Here is an 18,492-nt window from a genome sequence, read left to right on the forward strand (position 1 = left end):
AAATTATTGATGTATCGCAAGCGTCATGAACTGACGTTCTCCTTGCGTTTCCTCTGCGCTATCTTGATCGATGCTTGCTCTTGCGCACGGCGCAGGACGCGATGGCGGCGGCGGCGATATGCGTCCTCACCGCCGCCACAATCGTTTAACGCGATAACGGAGCCGACCGGTCATGACGCCTACCCTGGTGAAACAACTCACCTCCGCATTGGTTCAATTTTCCAGCACCACCAGGCTCTATGCGCTGACAGTCGGGGACAGTGGCACCGAGCCCTGCCCCGGCGGGCTGCTGGTCGAAGCCTTTTTCGCCAACGACGCGGTGCAGGAAATTGGTGCGCGCGATGTCATTGTCTTGTCCACCAGTGTCCATATTGCGCTTGAAACCTTGCTCTGGCAGCGGGCAAGCCTGGTTATCAGCCTGGCCAACGGCACGCGCACCAGTTTTGGCGGCGAGATCAGCGAAGTGGCGATGCTGGGCAGCGACGGCGGATTTGCGCGTTACCGGGTGCGGATTTCTCCGTGGCTCTGGCGTCTCGGCCAAGTGCGTAACAGCCGCGTATGGCAGGACAAGACCGTCATCGAGATTGTCGACGCGGTATTCCAGCCTTACCTCCCACTGGCGCGCTGGCGCTGGAGCGACGACGCAAGGTCGTTCATGGCGCGCGCCCTGCCGCGCAGCTATTGCTGCCAGTACCGTGAGTCCGATCTCGATTTCGTGGGCAGGGTGCTTGCCGACGAAGGGCTCTGCTGGCGCTTCGAACAAACGGCCGACGGCCCCGGCATGGTCTTGTTTGCCGAAAGCGACCGGCTGAGCGCGGTGCCCGAAGACCCAAGCAGCAAGCGCGGCGCCGGCGTGCGCTACCACGGCGCGCATGCCGTCGAGGCGCAGGATACGGTACAGGCGCTGATCGAACAGCGGCGCCGGCACGCCTCGCTTGTGACCGTGCTCAGCCCGGACTACAACTCCAGGCAGCCCGTCGCCGCGAGTTCTCCTACCCGCATCAAACGCATGCTCGCACTGCCCACGCTCGAAGCGTATGACCATCCCGGCCAGTATGCGTTCGCCAACCGCGAACAAGCTGCACGCTACGCAGACCTGCATATGGAGGGACTCGAAGCACGCGGCCAAGCCTGGCGCGGCCGTTCGACGGTGCGTACCCTGCGCGCCGGGACACGCGTGACCGTCACCGGCATGCCGCTGAAAAAGCCTGGTCCGGCCCCAGCGTTCACGATCCTGCGCGTGCGCAGCATCGGCGTGAACAACCTGCCGCCCCCGGTCCGGCATGCGCTGGCCGAACTGTTCGGCCCGATCCCCGAATTGCTGCAGGAATTCATGCTCGGCGAACATCCGGACGAAATGGCGCTGGCCGTTGCACAGGCCATCGAATCGGGCTATGCCAACTGCTTCGACGCGGTGCCGGTGCAATTCCCGTGGCGTCCGCAACTGCCAGGAGGCGATGGCGGCAGCCGTGCAAAACCGACGGCGCACGGTGCGCAGACTGCAATCGTCATCGGCCCGGACGGCCGCGATACGCCAAGGGGCGCCGATGAACTCTACTGTGATCGACTGGGGCGCGTGCGTATCCGTTTCCACTGGCAGGACAGCGGCGACGCGAGCTGCTGGGTGCGCGTGGCGCAGCGGTCCGCGGGCGGCGGCATGGGCTGCCAGTTCCTGCCACGCATCGGCCAGGAAGTAATGGTGCAATTTCTCGAAAATGACATCGACCGGCCGATCATCGTTGGGACGCTCTACAACGGCCGGGGCGAAGGCGGCACCGCGCCGACGCCAGGCGGGCGGCGCGATACCGTGAGCGACAGCACCGTGTTCGCACGTGCGCACGATCATGCCCCTTCGACGCAAGGCAACCTCGCAGGCGGCAACAGTCCGGTCTGGCACGGCGCGTCCGGCGACAGCGCCGGCCACCGCAATGGCGCTGCGCAATGGGGCATTCGCAGCAAGGAGTTCGGCGGGGCCGGCTACAGCCAGTTGCTATTCGACGATACCGATGCGCAAGGCCGGGTGCAACTCAAATGCAGCCATGCATCGAGCGAACTGAACCTGGGCCACCTGGTCCACGCCGCCGACAACTACCGTGGCAGCTTTCGCGGCCTCGGCGCGGAATTGCGCACCGATGCCTACGGCGCCGTCCGCGCAGGCGCCGGACTGCTGGTGTCGAGCTACGCGAGCGCTCACAGCGCAGCGGTGCGCGACGCGGCCGGCGAGAACGCGCCGGGGGTCGCGATGCTGCAACAGGCCGTGAAGCTGGCGCAGTCGTTCCACCTGGCCGCCGCGACCCACCAGACAGTCGGCCTGGCCGCGCATCTGGGCGCCGCGCAGGCCGGCGCGAGCGTACTGGATGGCGCCAATGGTCCACTCGCAGCCATGGCGCAGGCGCTATCGGGTGCGGTCGACAAGAACAGCCTCGCTGGAGCAAAGGGCGATGCGGCGGCGCGCAATACGGCATCCGGCGACACAAAACTGCCGCACCTGGCCGAACCGCTCATCGCGATTACGGCAAAGGATGGGCTTGGCGCCGTCGCCGGGCAAAGCCTGCAGCTTGCAAATGGCGAAACCATCGCGTTGATGAGCGGGCACGATACGCAGTTTGTCGCCGGCGGACAAATGCGGGTTCACACCGGGCAGGCGATCGGCCTGCTGGGCGGCGCGGTCAAAGCCGGCGACCGGGGCATCGGCTTGCAGATGATCGCGGCCAGGGATGCGATCGACGTCCAGGCGCAGGGCGACGAACTGAAGGTGCAGGCGCGCGACGACATCAATGTCATCAGCGCGAATGCCCACATCGACTGGGCCGCGGCCAAACGCATCAGTTTATCGACGGCGGGCGGCGCGAACATCACGATCGAGGGCGGCAATATCACGGTCCAGTGCCCTGGAAAAATCAGCGTGTATGCCGGAAAGAAGAGCCTGGTCGATCCGGCAAGCCTGAATTACCCCCTTCCTAAACTGCCGCGCTCGGCACTGGAACAGAAACCTCTGGAGTTCAAGATGCGCCTGGCCGACACGCCAGGTCCGAACGGCCATCCGCTGGCGAATACGCCGTGGGCGATTGCCCACGGCGAGATGCCTTACGGCCTCGGCGCCATCGACGACGAACACCGGATCGCGCAAGGCCGCACTGACGACCAGGGAAGCATCACCCTGACGAAAGACGAGCAGGAACGACTCGCGGCGGCGTATGCCCAGCATCCCGACCGCACCTGGCTGGTCTACCCCGGGCATGTGGCGCGGGTCGACGTGCGCACCGAGTCGCCGGACTGGGACGCGAAGAAGAAATTGCTGCATGCCCTGCACGCGGCCGATTTCAGCGGAGACCTGCACCCCTCCCTGTTCGGCGACGGGGCACTGCCGCAAACCCGGTATGCGAAAGAAGCTTTCGAGGCGCCCGCCTCGGACGGCATCTTCCCCAAAGTGAAAACCTGAATCCCTCTTCGATCCAGATTCATCAAAGCGCCCATGACCAACAAACACATCGCCCAACTGGTTTCCGCCGATGGCAAAGCGATCGCCGCCGCGACCTCCGCGCCTGGATGTTTCATTCATGACGGGGTCGCGCTGGAAAAATACCCCGACCTGTGCTGGGGAGGTCCATTTTCTGAACCAGGCCGCGGCAACAGCGTGGATTTCTACGTCACGGGAGAAGAGTATTTCCAGGCCGTCGCCAGCGCCATCGACGGGGCCGCCAAGTCGATCTATATCGCCGGCTGGCAGGTCAATTTCGATGTCGAACTCGCGGGCGGAAAAACCCTGTTCCAATACCTGGAAAAAGCGATCGACGCCAAACCCGCGCTGCGCATCTTCGTCACGCCCTGGCTGTCGCCGAAGGTCGGCGTCGACACCGGCGACTTCGAGACGATGCTCGCCGTCTTTCAACTGAATGCGGGGCACCCGCCGCCCGCGCGCGCGTTCGCCCTGCCCGCGATCGCCCAGAGCGACATGCCGGGCGGTCTCGGCATCGGCTTCTCGCACCATCAGAAACTGGTGGTGATCGACGACCGGCGCGCGTTCGTCGGCGGTATCGACCTGGCCTATGGTCGGCGCGACGACGGCCGCTTTTCGCTGGCCGCGCACGGGCGCGCAGGGAACGAGCTCTATAACAGCTGCATTCCCCCCATCCATGAACTGACGCAGGTCGAGCAGACGCGTTATTTGACTCGCGCCGAGCTCCTGTGCGCCTGCTTCGACGGATTCGCCGGCGGCGCGGCCACGTTCGCCACCTCCGCAGTGGCGGTACCGATCGCGCAGGTGCGTGATGGCGTGAAACCGGCCAGCGACGCGCTCCGGGATGCGCGCAAGGTCGTGGGCGACTGGTGGGACACCAAAGATTTGATGCCCGACTTCGTGCGGCGCTGGCAGGACATGCCGCTCGACGCGGCGCAGGAAGTATCGCGCTGGGCATACCACAAGCTCGACCAGAACCTGAAAGGCAAATTCGAGGGTTTGCGCACCACCGGCAGCGCGCATGCGGCCAACACCGCCGCAGTGCTGCTGGCGTGGCTCAACAACGCCAGCACGGACCAGGTCCCGGCCGACCTGCGCGCGGGCAGCATCACGCTCATCGAAGCGTTTACGAGCGCCACCCTGAGCCAGTTGAGCCATGCCGCCGCCAGGCGCAAGGAACGCTACCCGAACCTGGGCAAGTTGCGCAAGGTAGTGCCCGCCAGCGGCAAGACGATCTCGCCGGCGCAACCGCGCATGCCCTGGCACGACGTGCATTGCGCGATCAGCGGCCCGGCGGTGAGCGACCTGAGCAGGAATTTCGTGCGCCGCTGGAATGGCATCGCATGCCGCTATGAAAAATCGAGCACGGCTGTCCAGCAGGACGTGGCGGCCCTGTTCGCTGTCTTCGGGGTGCGGCCCCTGCCGCGCCCGAAATTGCCGCGCCTGGCCGCGCCGCCGCCAAAGGCCGTGCAGCCGAAGACGGGGAAAAGCTGGGTGCAAGTGCTGCGCAGCGCGCCTCGCACGCTGCAGCGCGACGAGGCGCATGCCGAGCAGGCGGGCCCGGCCCCGGGGCAGGTGCAGAACAACTGCCTGAAGGCGATGCTGACGGCGATCCACGGTGCGCAACAATTTATTTATATCGAGGGGCAGTTCTTTCAGTCGGCGTATGGGGCCGACCATATCGGCGATTCGAACGATCCGGCCACCAGCCCCATGGCGGCCCTGACCGACCTCACCGCCCTGGCAGGCTATGAGAAGTATGCGAAGCGACTCGGCATCTACCAGCTTCCGATCGACAAAGTGCCGGGCGCGATACGCTGGTCCCAGTTCGACGACATCGAGCGCGATGCGAAAGGCGCGGGCGCCGCCTTCATTCGCGACCTGAAAGTGGTACTGAACAACCTGGCCGCCACCAAGGCGTCCCAGGTGATGGGCCACGCGCAGGAAAAACTCCTGAACCCGATCGGCGAGGCGCTCGCGCGCCGGATCGAACAGGCGATTTACGACAAGCGGCCGTTTCACGTCTACATGGTGCTGCCGGTCCATCCGGAAGGTGCACTGAATACCCTGAATATCATGACCCAGCTGCATCTGACCATGCAGTCGCTGGTGTTTGGGAGTCATAGCTTGGTGAACCGGATCAGACGGGCGATATTGGTTGCAGCGCTCATCAAAAATAAGAAAATGAGACCGGCGGAAGCAATGGTATTGGTAAATAGTTACGCGATCGAAAAAACTGTTAAAGACGGCGGCGATCTATGGAAAACATATCTGACATTGCTAAACCTGCGTAACTGGGAGGTCCTGGAAAAGCGCCCCGTCACCGAGCAAATCTACGTGCATTCAAAATTGCTGATTGCCGATGACAGGGTCGCCATTCTCGGCAGCGCCAACATCAATGATCGCAGCCAGCTGGGAGACCGCGACTCGGAACTGGCCGTCATCGTTCGCGACGACGAAGCGCTGAAGGTCAAGCTCGATGGCATGCACGAAGACGCTGTCAGCGCCAACGTCCATCAACTGCGCGTGCGGTTGTGGAAAAAGATCTTCGGGCTGATGGGGAGTGCCCGTCCCGCAGCCGCCCTGGCGGCGGTAATCGAAAAGCCGGCCGAGAGGGAAACGTGGGAAGCGATTCAGCGTGTCGCACATGCGAATGCCCTGGCGTACCAGCATGCCTTTCCGTTTCTTGCGAAGGTCGAGGGAAAACCCAGTCCGATCTGGCCGACCTGGGACAGGGGCATACGCCGCCTAGCGAGTCACATGCCCTTCAACGAACGCTTCTGGCGCCCGGATGAAGTGATGGACGAACCGCTTTCGTGGGAAGCAAAGGGGCGCCCCCAAGAGAGCGTACCGGCCAACATCCAAGGCTTTATCGTCGCCCTTCCGGTGTCCTGGACAGCTGGCGAAGATAACTCGTCGAAGATGAATCTGACTTTACTTGCGAACAATCTTTCTCCCGAAAACGATGGCCGCTATCTTGCAAACGCAGGCGAGGATGGAAACGCCAACCCCACTGAATGGAGCCAGAATGCAAGCGAGAAACCTGTTGTCTGACGTCCTGTTCCCGACTCAGCGCTCCGTGTCCAATGTCCGCCGGCCCCGACTGGCGGCGCTGTCCCTGTGTGCCCTCCTGGCTGCCGGGTGCCACGCCAAACCGGGACAGACGCAAACTGACGACGACATTGTGCCCTCTCGTAAGCCGACGTCCGCCGACATGCTGAAAGTCACGGCACCCGGTTTCAGGCAAGCAGCCGGGACCAAATCGGAATGCTTGGGGCGCCTGATTTTTGAAGTAGGACCGCACGTCGAGTGGCCCCTCTATTATTACTCCGACGCCTACAGCAGCTTTTTCGCTCGATCTTTCAGCCCCAATGTTGCCGCCCGGTTCGACACCATGCGGTTTGGTACGACACGCGTTGCAGTCATCGGATCAGTTAGCGGAGTTAAAAAGGAAGAGATATTCGAAGTTACGCCCGCTGCCCTTGATGCCGGCCTCGAAACTAACATAAGGGAAGCTCGCGCCTCTATTGATGAGCAGAGGCGAACTGTCAAAAACGTCAAGGACTTCCAAGAAGCAATCAAGGATCAGGAACAATGGATTCGCGGGTGGGAAAAAACACTCAAAGAAGACCGGGAAACCTTCAAGCCTTTCGACCCTGGAGTACCAGACAGCCAAGGCTACTGGACGAGCACAACCGAAGGCAATGACGACACGAATCTTTACTCCATCCTGCGGGCCTACCTGACGCGTGACGACCACATCTTCGTGTTCGAATCCACCGTCAAAATGAATACGCCGGCCGACAGAGAAAAACACCAGCGCGATTTTTCCGCCATGCTGGCGAAATTCCGCCCGCGCGCCGCGAACGAGATCCCGACCGAACCCGGCGTCTGCATCCCCTTCGGATTCCTGCCCGACGACGGCAGGACGCCGATCGAATTCAAGCAGTCGCTGCGCTACCCGGACGCGCCGGGCGTGCTGTACACCATCGCAACCGGCAGCGTCGATCCGCGCCGCGCGAAGGCGCCGCTGCTGATGGCGGCGGCGGACGCCAGCATGTCTCCGCCGCCGGCAACCGAGCAGGACAAAGTCAGCGCCGTCGTCATCCAGCGCATCGGGCCGCATATGGTCAAGCTGGGTGGGCTGAGCGCGCCGCAGGGCGGCACCGTGATGCAGGCGCGTTCCGGGGACGAGACCTACGACGTCTACAGCGTTTTCACCGGCTACAGCGGCTGGCTCGGCACGGACGTCCTCCCCTACATCCTGGTCGAACTGCATACCCTCACCAAAGTGCACGCCGAAGAACTGAAACAAAATCCACCGCCCTTCAAGCAAAGCAAGGAGCGACTCGACATTTTGTTGGGCAGCATGCGCTGGCGGCCGACGAATCCGGCAATGCCGGAGTTCGAGGGCAAGTGAATCTATTAGTACAGGCGGGCTCCAGGGAGCGCATGCGTTGTTCACCGGAGCCCCCCGCGCGTGACATTAAAAAAAAGGGCGGTCTGTCAAGACCGCCGCCAAGCTGCCGGTAACGCTGCGCGGGCTTTGTGCCCGCTGTTACATCAATAAATCGCCGCGCCCGCCCCATCCTTCAGCAGCGCTTTCCACGCGCCCTGCACCAGCTTGACGACGGAATCAGGCATCGGCACGTAGTCCAACTCGGCCGCGGCGGCGTCGCCATGCTTGTAGGCGTAGTCGAAGAATTTCACGACTTCCTTGCCCTTGGCCGCGTCCGCCTGCGCGCGCTGCATCAGGATGTAGGACACGCCCGTGATCGGCCAGCTGTTCTTGCCGGCGGTGTCGGTCAGGACCACCGCGAAGCCCGGGGTTTTGGTCCACTCGGCACTCGCTGCGGCGGCCTTGAAGTTGTCGTCGTCGGGCTGCAGGAACTGGCCGTCCTTGTTCTTCAACTGGGTGTGCGACAGCTTGTTCTTCTTGGCGTAAGCCCACTCGACATAGCCGATCGCGCCCTTGATGCGCTGCACGTTGGCGGCCACGCCCTCGTTGCCCTTGCCGCCCACGCCCGTCGCCCATTTCACGGCCGTGCCGGCGCCGATTTTCGATTGAAATTCCGGGCTGGTTTTCGACAGGTAGTCGGTGAACAGGAAAGAGGTGCCCGAGCTGTCCGCACGGTGCACGACGGTGATGTCGTCACCCGGCAGCTTGACGCCCGGGTTTAGTGCGGCGATCTCTTGCGCGTTCCACTTGGTGATCTTGCCGAGGTAGATGTCGGCCAGCACCGGGCCGGTCAGCTTCAGTTGGCCGGCGGCGACGCCTGCGACGTTCACCACGGCGACCACGCCGCCCATGATGGCCGGGAACTGCATCAGGCCTGCTTCATCCAGTTCGGCCGCCTTCAGGGGCATGTCCGAGGCGCCGAAATCGACGGTTTTCGCCTTGATCTGCTTGATGCCGGCGCCCGAGCCGACCGACTGGTAATTCATGCCGGTGCCGGTGGCCGCCTTGTACATTTCAGCCCACTTGGCGTAGATCGGATACGGGAAGGTCGCGCCGGCGCCCGTCACATCGGCCGCGAAGGAAGAGGACATGACCATCGAGGCAGCGGCGCCGGCGATCATCGTTTTGAACAGGTGCTTGATTTTCATCTTTTATCTTTGCTCCGGGTGGATCAGGTTATCGAAGTGACGAGCGCAGTCTAGCCATCGAATATGACGGCTGTATGACCTTGCGAATGTCGCTCCAGAATGCGCCGGTGCCGTGGCGTTTTTGTTATGCTGCACCTGCCGACACGACCATTGTCCCGATGCGCCACCTGTTCGCCCTGTCCATCTTCTGTGCCACGCTGGTCGCCTGCGCCGCGCCGGCAGCGCCACGCATCGGCGGCACGTTCACGCTCGAACGCGGTGCGAGCGTGGAAGTGGCGCCCGGCGTGATGGTGGCCTTCGAGGCGGTCGACGACAGCCGCTGCCCGCCCGGCGTGCAGTGCGTCTGGGCCGGCAAGCTGAGCTACCGCTTCAGCATCCGGCGCGGCAGCGAGGCGCCTGAAACGTTCACACTGTCGCCCGCCCAGCCGGGTGCGGCCCCCGCCGTCCTGGACGGACGCCGCATCGTGCTCGACGACAGCGCGATTCCCCCCGCCGCCGCCCAGGGCGCATCCATCGATTACCGCGCCACCTTCACCATCGTCCCGCCTGATCCTCGTTAACCCTTGCCCACGACTCCATGACCCGATCCGCGACCGCCCTCACCTCTGCACTGACCCTTTCCATCATCCTGCACGCGCCGCTCGCGCTTGCCAAAACGCCGGTCGCCACCGGCAGCGGCGGCGCCGTTGCCACCATCAGCGAAAAGGCCTCGCAATCGGCGCTGGCCATTCTCAACAAGGGCGGCAATGCGGTCGATGCGGCGGTCGCCGCGGCGGCGACGCTGGGCGTGACCGATCCGTTCAGCTGCGGCATCGGCGGCGGCGGCTTCATGGTGATCTATCTCGCCAAGGACAAACGCGTGATCACGATCGACCACCGGGAAACGGCGCCCGCCTCGTTCACCCCGGCGGTCTTCCAGGAGAACGGCAAGGAGATCGATTTCGACATGGCAGTGGCCAGCGGCGCGGCCGTCGGTGTCCCAGGCACGGTGCGCGGCTGGCACGAAGCCCTGGAACGCTACGGCACCATGCACTTCAAGCAGGTGCTGGCACCGGCAATCGATGTCGCCACCAAAGGCTTTACGGTGAGCGATACCTTCTCGCACCTGACGCGCGAAAACGAAAGCAAATTCCGGCAGTTCGGCACGACCAGCGCGCTCTACCTGCGCGATGGGAAGGCCGTCACGGCGGGCACAGTGCTGCGCAATCCCGACATGGCGAAGGCCTACCGCGAAATCGCCGCGCGCGGCCAGCGCGCTTTTTATGAAGGCCCGATGGCGCGCGCCATCGTCGACGCCGTCAACAAGCCGCCGGTCGCCAACGGTGCGCACGTCCGCGCGGGGAAGATGAGCCTCGCGGACCTCGCCAACTACGAAGCGCGCATCCGCCAGCCGGTCGCCAGCACCTACCGCGGTTATGCACTCTACGGCATGCCGCTGCCGAGCAGCGGCGGCGTCGCCGTCGCCGAAGCGCTGAACATTTTGGAGGGCTACGACCTGAAGTCGATGCCGCGTCCAGAGGCCGAGCACCTCTACCTGGAAGCGAGCCGCCTCGCCTTTGCCGACCGCAACGCCTATCTGGCCGATCCCGAATACATCGATGCGCCGGTAGCCGGCCTGCTGTCGAAAGAATTCGCCGCCCAGCGCCGCGCGCAGATCGACCCCAAACGCGCCGCCGCCAACGTCGCCGCCGGCGATCCGTACGGCTTCCAGCAAGACCAGAGCATCCCGCTGCGCCCACAGCAGACGCGCCCATTACAGCGCGAGGGCGCCCATACCACGCACTTCACCGTCTCCGACAAGGACGGCAATGTGGTGTCCTACACCTTCACCATCGAGTCCTGGGGCGGCAGCGGCATCGTGGTGCCGGGCTACGGCTTCCTGCTGAATAACGAGATGACCGACTTCGACTTTTCCGGCCCGCGCCCGAACGTGCCGGAAGCCGGCAAGCGGCCGCGCAGCAGCATGGCGCCGACCATCGCGCTCAAGAACGGCAAGCCTGCCTTCACGATCGGCAGCCCGGGCGGCGCGACCATCATCACCACGGTGCTGCAAACCATCGTGAACTACGTCGACTTCGGCATGCCGATGGATGCGGCGATCAACGCGCCGCGCCTGTCGGAGCGGAACGGCGCCGCCACCTCGGTGGAACCGGGCTTTACGGGCTCCGCACAGGCACGCGCGCTGGAAGGCTTCGGCCACAAATGGGAAGCGCCGGCCGAGGAAATCGGCGCGGCGAATGCGATCGTCTTCAATCCTGACGGTACCGTGACGGCGGTCAGCGAGGGCCGGCGTCACGGGATGGGCAGCGCGCTCGTCCAGAAGAGCGCGCACTGATCACGCCAGGCGTCCGGCCGGGAAGGCGAAGGGCGCCGTCCGGCCGCGCGCGAGGCCCCGGGTGACGATGGCCAGGGTGATGAGGATGCTCGTCAGCGCCGCCCCTGCCGTCAAGGGCAGGCCGGACGCGCGCTCCAGGGCGGCGCCGACGGCGACACTCAGGCCAATCGAGGCCGCCGTGCCGAGGAACAAACGCCAACCGAGCAGCCCGGCGCGGTGCGCGTGGTCGCGCAGGCTGGTCCCCACCAGCGGCAGCGTCAGGAAGCAGAAACAGGCCTGCATGAAGATGGTCGATGCCGGGGCGCCCGTCATCACCGTCAACAGCAGGACGGTCGCGGCCAGCATGGCCCATTCGAGCAGCGCGCCGCGCAGCAGCGCAAGGTTGACGGCGCGGTTGAAGGCCGGCGCATTGCCCGGCATCGCCGGTACCAGCCGCAACAGGGACTGTTCGCCAGCGGTGTCCTTCAGGCGAACGTTGCGCCGTTCGCTGTCGAAGAGCGGCACGAACAGCAGCGCGCCGGCGAACAGAGCGCCGATCGACGCCACCCTTCGCTGCGTCTCGGCGCCTGCGAAGCGGGGCAGAGCGAGCAGCGCGACGCCGACGACGGCCACCAGGGCGGCCAGCATGAGCGCGCGGTAGACCCAGTGGTTCGATGCGCCGAGCAGGTGGCAGAGCAGGCGGCCGCCGTCGCGGGTGCGGCAGTCGTGGCGCAGTACCCGCAGATACAGCGCGGCGCCGAATTTGCGGCCCTTGCGCTCCCTGAACTGGCCAGCGGCCGACAGGCGCTCGCTCTGCAGGGCGCGTGCCTCGCAGGCGGCGTAATGCTTCTCGCCGCCGTTCATGAACATGGCTTGCAGCGTGAAGGCGCCAAAGGCAAGCATCAGGAAAGCGGCGACGGCAAAGCCGGTCCCGCTCCTGAGCGCGTCGAACAGGCCGGGAGGCAGGCTGCTGTTGAAGACAATGGGGAAAACGAGCGCGCACTGGGCGAGCCCCGCCGCACGATGGCCGCTCTGCCCCAGCCCGTAGGCAGCAATCCAGCTCCCGGCTCCCAGGAACACAAAGGCCGGTACCGCACGCGTGTCGAGCGACAGCAGCGTGGCCGAGACGGTTGCCAGCGCCCACGCCAGCGCCGTCAACTCCATCAGCCGCCGGCGCATGCGCGGTACCAGGCGCGCCGTGAGGGGAGTACTCAGCTTGAGCGCGCCGGGCACGAAATACAGCATCCAGCCGGCCAGCAAGCCGCCCAGCGCCACGCGCACGCACACGCTCGCGGTCTGCAGCAGGCTGCCCTCCGTCATCTGCACCAGCGCACCGATGCACAGGACGGCGAGCGCGGTGACGCCCAGCACGAAGGCGTTCGCACGCGCGTGGCGGATGCTGAGCGCCATGCGCCACAGCAGGTAATAGTCGCGCAGGGCCGCGGTCATTGCGTCACCTCGATGAACAGGTCTTCCAGGCTGAGCGGCTCGACCCGCACGCCGGCATGCGTGCCAACCGCGCCGAGCGCCGCGCCGCTGTGCGTGACGACGCTGACGGTCCCGTCGGCACTGCGCTGGCGCCTCACCTCCCCCGCCAGCGCGACGCCGTCGAGTACTGTCCCCGGTCCGGTCACGCGGCGCGCGCCCTCGAGCAGCGCGTCGAGCTGGCCCTGCAGCATGATGCGGCCGTCCTTCAGGAAGGCGATGTCGAGCGCGACGCGTTCGAGGTCGGACAGGATGTGGGTCGAGAACACGACCGTGGTGCCGCGCTCGATGACGCCGTCGATCAGCTCGCGCAGGAACTCGCGGCGTCCGACCGGGTCCAGGCTCGATACGGGTTCGTCGAGGATCAGCAGTTCGGGATCGGGGCCGAGCGCGCGGATGATCGACAGGCGCTGCTGCTCGCCGCCGGACAGTTTGCTGATCGGCTGGTCCTGCATGCGCGCATCGAATCCCCAGCGCGCCAGCAACGCATCGACCCTGGCATCGTTCCAGCGCGGGTACAGGGCCTTGACGTAGTCCAGCATCTGGCGCGGCGTGAGCCACTCGAACAGGTCGGACTTCTGCGGCACGTAGCCGATCCGGGCGCGGGTCGCATCCGATAGTGCGCCCACGTCCTCGCCGTAGATCTTGACCGAACCGCCATTGGTCTCGCGCAGGCCGAGCAGGCATTCGAGCAGGGTCGACTTGCCGGCACCGTTACGGCCCAGCAGGCCGACGACCTGGCCCGGCATCACTTGCCAGGTCAGGTAGTTCAATACCGCGGTGCCGCCGAAATGCTTGCTGATCGATGCGATCTCGATGATCGGTGTGGTCATGCCTGTTCCTTCAGGATGTGGATGAAGAGGGAAACAACGGTGTCGGGATCGAGTTCGAGCTGGCGTGCTTCCATGGCGGCGCGTTCCAGCGTGGGACGCAGCAGTCCGGCGCGCTCGAGGGCGCTGTGGCCGGTCTTCGGACGCTCGGCCACGCTCATGCCCATGCCGCGCTTGCGGGTCAATAAACCTTCCATTTCGAGCAGGCCATAGGCCTTGGAGACGGTCATCGGGTTCAGGGTGAGCGCCTGGGCGACCTCGCGTACTGAAGGCATGCCGTCACCGGGCGCCAGCTGGCCCCCAGCGACCAGGCGCCGCACCTGCTCGACGAGCTGGCGGTAGATCGGCTCGGGGGAGCCGGTCGAGATGGAAAACAGCTGGGCGGAGTGGGTGGTCATGGCGCGTAGTGTATTAGTTGATTAATACAGTAGACGCGTTTTAAATTGATGTCAACAAGAAATATTAAACAAAGGTCGGGCGGGGCGTATGCTAGCGGGGCGATTCCCCCTCCGGAGAGGCCATTGACATGACGCGATTGACAGCAAACGATTTCGACCCCGAAGTTCTGCAACTATTCGACGGCTACGTGCATGGGCGCCTGTCGCGCCGCGAATTCCTGGCCAGCGCTTCGCGCTACGCGGTCGGTGGCGCGACGGCGGCGACCTTGCTGGCGCAACTGTCGCCCTCCTTCGCGGCGCCCCTGGTTGCCTCGTCCGACAGCCGGCTGAAAAAAAGCTACGAGGAGTTTCCGTCTCCGCAAGGTTACGGCACGGTCCGCGGTTACATGGCCGTTCCCGCGAATGCCAGGGGCAAGCTGCCGGCGATCCTGGTCGTCCACGAAAATCGCGGCCTGAATCCCCATATCGAAGACATCGCGCGCCGGCTGGCGCTGGAGGGTTTCATTGCTTTCGCGCCCGACGCGCTGCATCCGCTGGGCGGCTATCCGGGCGACGAGGACAAGGCGCGCGCTGTTCGAGAAGCTGGACCAGCCCAAAACGCGTGCCGATTTCGTCGCCGCGGCGGGCGCGCTCAAGGGACTGGCGCAGTCGACGGGCAAGGTCGGGGTGGTCGGCTTCTGCTATGGCGGCGGCATCGCCAACTACCTGGCCACCGTGATACCGGATCTGGCCGCGGTCGTGCCCTTCTACGGCAGCCAGCCGCCGGCGGCCGAGGCGGCGAAGATCCGCGCGCCCCTGATGAGCCACGATGCCGGCAAGGACGCACGCGTCCTCGCGGGTTGGCCGGCCTGGGAGGCGGCGCTCAAGGCCAACAAGGTGGAGTACCAGCACTTCGTCTACGAAGGCGCCGAGCACGGGTTCAATAACGACACGACGCCGCGCTACGACGAGGCGGCGGCAAAGTTGGCCTGGAGCCGGACTGTCGGGTTTTTCAAGGCAAAGCTGGCGTAGTTGCCGAGGCGCGCAGTAAATCGTGCGCGCCGGCCGGGCGTGCCTGGAGCGAAGGGCACGCCAGCTGCAACGGAAACCTTTCTGTCGGTATTGAACGGTCCAAAGGGCGACTCTGGCATTCGCCTGAACTAACCAGGCGCTTGCACATGTAGCGTATGGGCTCGCAGAGTACTGACTGGCCGTCTGCTTTCGACCCCATTGCGGACCTGACAAACAGCTTCCCGTCCAGTCCTGTAGGCCTAAACAACTAAGCCTCCCCGCTCACGCGTATAAATGCCGACCGCTTTGCCGTATATCTCAGTTTCCGCTTCATAAGTCAGGCCAAGGCGCTTGGCAACATGCAGCGATGATTCATTGGCTGAAGCGATGAGAGCCCGAACTTTTGGTTCGCGTCGGATCTCGAGCGCATGGTTCAAGGCTGCCGCTGCCGCTTCGTTCGCGAATCCCTGGCCCCAAAGGGCACGATAGGTATTCCAACCAAGCTCCATCACAGTGGATTCTTCGCGAAAGAACGCGCCAACACTCCCGACGAGTTGACCAGTCTCCTTTTCCTCGACAGCCCACCATCCGGCGCCATGCAGGAGCCATAGTCCTGCTTGTGAACAGAAGATTCGCCATGCAGCATGGCGGTCAGCCGGGACCAAGTGGGCCGCGCTGACAGGGTCGGCGAGATGCGCTGCGAACAGGTCAAAGTCCTCCCGTCGATATTCACGAAGCATGAGTCGTTCCGTGTGAAGGCAGGGAACAGAAGTGATGAATTCGCTATTCATGAGCTGGATTCCATGTACGGGTGCCAGATATGCCGTCCATTGCCGGCGCCAAGGTCCGATTCGCGCCAACGGTCTTCTTTCACCCAATTCGACTCGGTAGCAGTAAGCGTCATTGCAAGAAAATAGTCAGTTTGCTGGCGCGTTTTTGCGAAGGCGGGTTTCTGGCCGGTTGCAGACGTTCAGAGTAGCAGAGCATGTTGCCAACCTGAAAATCTGGCAGACTGTCACGACCGTCCGCTTCCGACCCAAAGCTGCCGTTGCACAGGCAACAGCCAAACTCGGATGAGTGTACGGCACCGCAGAAGAGCACAAGTATCAAGAACTACGGTGCATTCAGCTCAGTTCGAGTCTGCGCGACGAAATGGTCCTCAATCTCTCCTGCCAATGCGCGGAGTAATGCTGCACGTGCATCGCTCGACAGTGGCGATCCAGGAGAGATAGCAAGTTGCTCTAGGTCGCGGTTCGATTCAAACCATGCCTCTCCCGCCCCGGCAACGAAGTTACTGATGTCGAGGGCACAACGCTCCACCGAATCGTCCGACTCGTCATAATCAAAGTTGTATATGCGTTTCGACGCGAACTCAGAAGCTGGCCCTTGGAACTCATCCGAACTGGGACCATTAAGCGCAACAGCCCTGAAAGGATCGTTGACGACTCGAATCCCAAGATGTAGCCGGAAGCTTGGTGTAAACGTGAATTTATGGATGTGAACGAATTCAATCACCGGCAACCGGATACGTGTGTAAAAGGTAGGTTTGCTCCGTCCGAAACCTGAAGGCGCCAAGAGCTTGGCCAGCCTCCGTAAAATCTTCTCCTTGTTACTTCGTTCGAGCTTTGGCTCCATCGAATATCCTTCTAACCGATGTGGAATTTCAGTAGCGCCTTACAGTGTGCTCAGACGAATAATTTGACTGTCCGCTTGTGGCCGGTAGCGGACGCTGTAATATGATCAGTCTACCGAACCTATTGTTGCTTGGGAAAATTTCGTTTACCTGGTCGAGGCGAGCTGACGTCCGCTCCCGACCCAAAGCAGAGCTTGGATTAAGGCTGTCGCGGTAGACGGCGAAACTTTGCCTGCAATTGTCAGCTGAGCCCTAAAGGTATGCCAGTAGCACTGTTCAGCTTTGAAATTTTCCAGCGGTCCGCATCCGTGCTGTCAAAATGTATGTTGTAGTTGAAGTCGCTATCCACGACGACAAGAAAAACCAGAATTTCTCTTTCGGGCGTGGATGCAGCTTGTCGAAGTCTAGGTCCTAGATCGTTCAGAGCCGCAAATAGCTCTCTGCCGTCGCTGAATGGATTAAACAGCACCACCCCAACAGGCGTTTCATATGAACCATTGCAGCCCCAGGTGTTTGAGCTGGTCATTTCGAAGCGAATAAAGGCACGGATCCAAGATTTTTGCATCGACTGCATTGTCTTGATGAGCGTTGATGCAAGTTCAATTATTAGTCCAGATGCTTCATCGGCATCTCTCATTTTTAGGTCCATACCTTCACTTTCCTCAAGTATACGAACGTCCGCTTGTGGCCGGTAACGCCCCTATTGTAGTGTCCGCTTACGACCCAAAGCGGAACTACGAGTTCCGGAGATTACGTCGTTCAGCAAACAATTAGTCATAGAAAATCCAGTAGATAACTGGGATTGTTTGGGCGACGCCTCCAAAGTACATGACTATTTTGTGCTTCGAAAAACAGGCACTTTGCTACAAAGTAGAACTACTACAGCAACGAAATTACAGACACTTAGAAAAACGTAGGAATTAAAGAGCATCAGTACTGCAGCGAGTGGCGCACCAGAATCTGTGTGTGGATGGGAATCCAAGTTCAAGTACATGTAGCCGACAACGCCAAGCGCAGTTGAAAAAAACAGAACAGCAAGGGCAATCGAGAGCACCACGATAGTTTCGATGCGGCTTGTCTTCATTATTCGTTATCTATCCGTTTCTTCGAACACTTGGTGGCGAACGTCTGCTCCTGACCCAGGCTGTGTAAAAACGCGGACTCGACACATTTGGAAGGGTCGCTTTACCATTGCCGGCTCTTGGAAAACGTCGTGGCGGCAGTTTTGATCGGCCGAGTTTGCCAGTGAATTCGCATAGGTCAGCGTTTTTACACAGGCTGGGCCGTGAGCAGACGATCAGCTGCTGACAATCAGGCGGGATTTCGTGTCGACTGAAATCCCGCCGATATAGTCTATAAGTTGATCGCCGTAATGTTTAAGCACTGGATCGTCTATCAACTCCTGTAGCGCTTCAAGTTCTGCAACCAGCAGTTTCATCGAGATGAAATCGACAGCGGAAATCGCTGTAGGTATGAAGTTCTTCAGCTGATGCAGGTCATATGCTCGCCCGATATGGTAAAACCGATACATGATCGGTAACGGCACAGAAATACCTCGGTCGTCAGGGTCTGAATTGGTACTCAATTTAAATCGAGTGACCTTGTCCTGGGAATAGGTTGCCAAGTCCAGCTTCTGGCGAAGCGCTCGCATCTTTTGTTTCACTTAAATTCCATATGGCTTGTTGCAGACGGGTATGACGATCAGTCTATAAGATTGTAGCCTATTAGAAATTATTTCTACTTAGACGTGGCCCTCAATTTCCGCTCTCGACCCA

The 18,492-nt window shown here is 62.4% G+C and carries 13 protein-coding genes and 1 pseudogene; 6 read left to right on the top strand and 8 right to left on the bottom strand.

Features of this window, described 5'->3' with window-relative positions:
* Positions 1-172: 172 nt before the first annotated feature.
* Genes AC1MEM_RS23530 through AC1MEM_RS23540 form a run of 3 tightly spaced genes read left to right on the top strand, consistent with a single transcriptional unit; the run spans position 173 to position 7,880 of the window.
* On the top strand, positions 173-3,442 hold the full coding sequence (locus AC1MEM_RS23530; RefSeq protein ID WP_499474504.1) for a type VI secretion system Vgr family protein: 3,270 nt from the start codon (positions 173-175) through the stop codon (positions 3,440-3,442).
* Between the two features lie 33 nt (positions 3,443-3,475).
* Positions 3,476-6,514, top strand: a complete 3,039-nt coding sequence (locus AC1MEM_RS23535) for a phospholipase D-like domain-containing protein (RefSeq protein ID WP_499474505.1) — start codon at positions 3,476-3,478, stop codon at positions 6,512-6,514.
* Complete coding sequence (locus AC1MEM_RS23540; protein ID WP_499474506.1) at positions 6,489-7,880, top strand: T6SS immunity protein Tli4 family protein; 1,392 nt, start codon at positions 6,489-6,491, stop codon at positions 7,878-7,880. The genes AC1MEM_RS23535 and AC1MEM_RS23540 overlap by 26 nt, the downstream gene beginning before the upstream one ends.
* A 143-nt stretch (positions 7,881-8,023) precedes the next feature.
* Here the strand turns inward: AC1MEM_RS23540 and pstS are convergent, their stop codons facing one another.
* Positions 8,024-9,067, bottom strand: coding sequence for a phosphate ABC transporter substrate-binding protein PstS (gene pstS, locus AC1MEM_RS23545; RefSeq protein WP_499474507.1), 1,044 nt, complete (start codon positions 9,065-9,067; stop codon positions 8,024-8,026).
* Positions 9,068-9,141: 74 nt separating this feature from the next.
* On the opposite strand from pstS, the gene AC1MEM_RS23550 reads away from it, so the two are divergent.
* Together AC1MEM_RS23550 and ggt are read left to right on the top strand one after the other, a co-directional pair.
* Positions 9,142-9,627, top strand: coding sequence for a hypothetical protein (locus tag AC1MEM_RS23550; protein WP_499474508.1), 486 nt, complete (start codon positions 9,142-9,144; stop codon positions 9,625-9,627).
* 17 nt (positions 9,628-9,644) lie between these two features.
* Positions 9,645-11,402, top strand: a complete 1,758-nt coding sequence (gene ggt / locus AC1MEM_RS23555) for a gamma-glutamyltransferase (RefSeq protein ID WP_499474509.1) — start codon at positions 9,645-9,647, stop codon at positions 11,400-11,402.
* Here the strand turns inward: ggt and AC1MEM_RS23560 are convergent, their stop codons facing one another.
* From AC1MEM_RS23560 to AC1MEM_RS23570, 3 genes are read right to left on the bottom strand one after another with little or no spacing between them, the layout of a single operon-like run.
* A complete protein-coding gene (locus AC1MEM_RS23560) occupies positions 11,403-12,830 on the bottom strand; it encodes a hypothetical protein (protein ID WP_499474510.1) in 1,428 nt (475 codons plus the stop codon).
* On the bottom strand, positions 12,827-13,699 hold the full coding sequence (locus tag AC1MEM_RS23565) for an ABC transporter ATP-binding protein (RefSeq protein ID WP_499474511.1): 873 nt from the start codon (positions 13,697-13,699) through the stop codon (positions 12,827-12,829). The genes AC1MEM_RS23560 and AC1MEM_RS23565 overlap by 4 nt, the downstream gene beginning before the upstream one ends.
* Positions 13,696-14,094 (bottom strand): GntR family transcriptional regulator, encoded by a 399-nt coding sequence (locus AC1MEM_RS23570; RefSeq protein WP_499474512.1) that lies wholly within the window; start codon positions 14,092-14,094, stop codon positions 13,696-13,698. Before AC1MEM_RS23570 ends, AC1MEM_RS23565 begins: the two co-directional genes overlap by 4 nt.
* A 128-nt stretch (positions 14,095-14,222) precedes the next feature.
* Between AC1MEM_RS23570 and AC1MEM_RS23575 the strand changes: the two are divergent.
* A pseudogene (locus AC1MEM_RS23575) lies at positions 14,223-15,105 on the top strand (dienelactone hydrolase family protein).
* A gap of 239 nt (positions 15,106-15,344) precedes the next feature.
* On the opposite strand, the gene AC1MEM_RS23580 reads toward AC1MEM_RS23575, so the two are convergent.
* The 4 genes from AC1MEM_RS23580 to AC1MEM_RS23595 all read right to left on the bottom strand — a co-directional run bounded on the left by AC1MEM_RS23580 (position 15,345) and on the right by AC1MEM_RS23595 (position 18,380).
* A complete protein-coding gene (locus AC1MEM_RS23580; RefSeq protein ID WP_499474513.1) occupies positions 15,345-15,875 on the bottom strand; it encodes a GNAT family N-acetyltransferase in 531 nt (176 codons plus the stop codon).
* A 322-nt stretch (positions 15,876-16,197) separates the two neighbouring features.
* Positions 16,198-16,719, bottom strand: coding sequence for a hypothetical protein (locus AC1MEM_RS23585; protein ID WP_499474514.1), 522 nt, complete (start codon positions 16,717-16,719; stop codon positions 16,198-16,200).
* A gap of 239 nt (positions 16,720-16,958) precedes the next feature.
* On the bottom strand, positions 16,959-17,366 hold the full coding sequence (locus AC1MEM_RS23590; protein WP_499474515.1) for a hypothetical protein: 408 nt from the start codon (positions 17,364-17,366) through the stop codon (positions 16,959-16,961).
* Positions 17,367-18,014: 648 nt separating this feature from the next.
* Entirely contained in the window at positions 18,015-18,380 is a 366-nt protein-coding gene (locus AC1MEM_RS23595; RefSeq protein WP_499474516.1) for a hypothetical protein, read from the bottom strand.
* Positions 18,381-18,492: the final 112 nt, after the last annotated feature.

It is taken from the genome of Telluria sp. AIW5 (assembly GCF_056680575.1).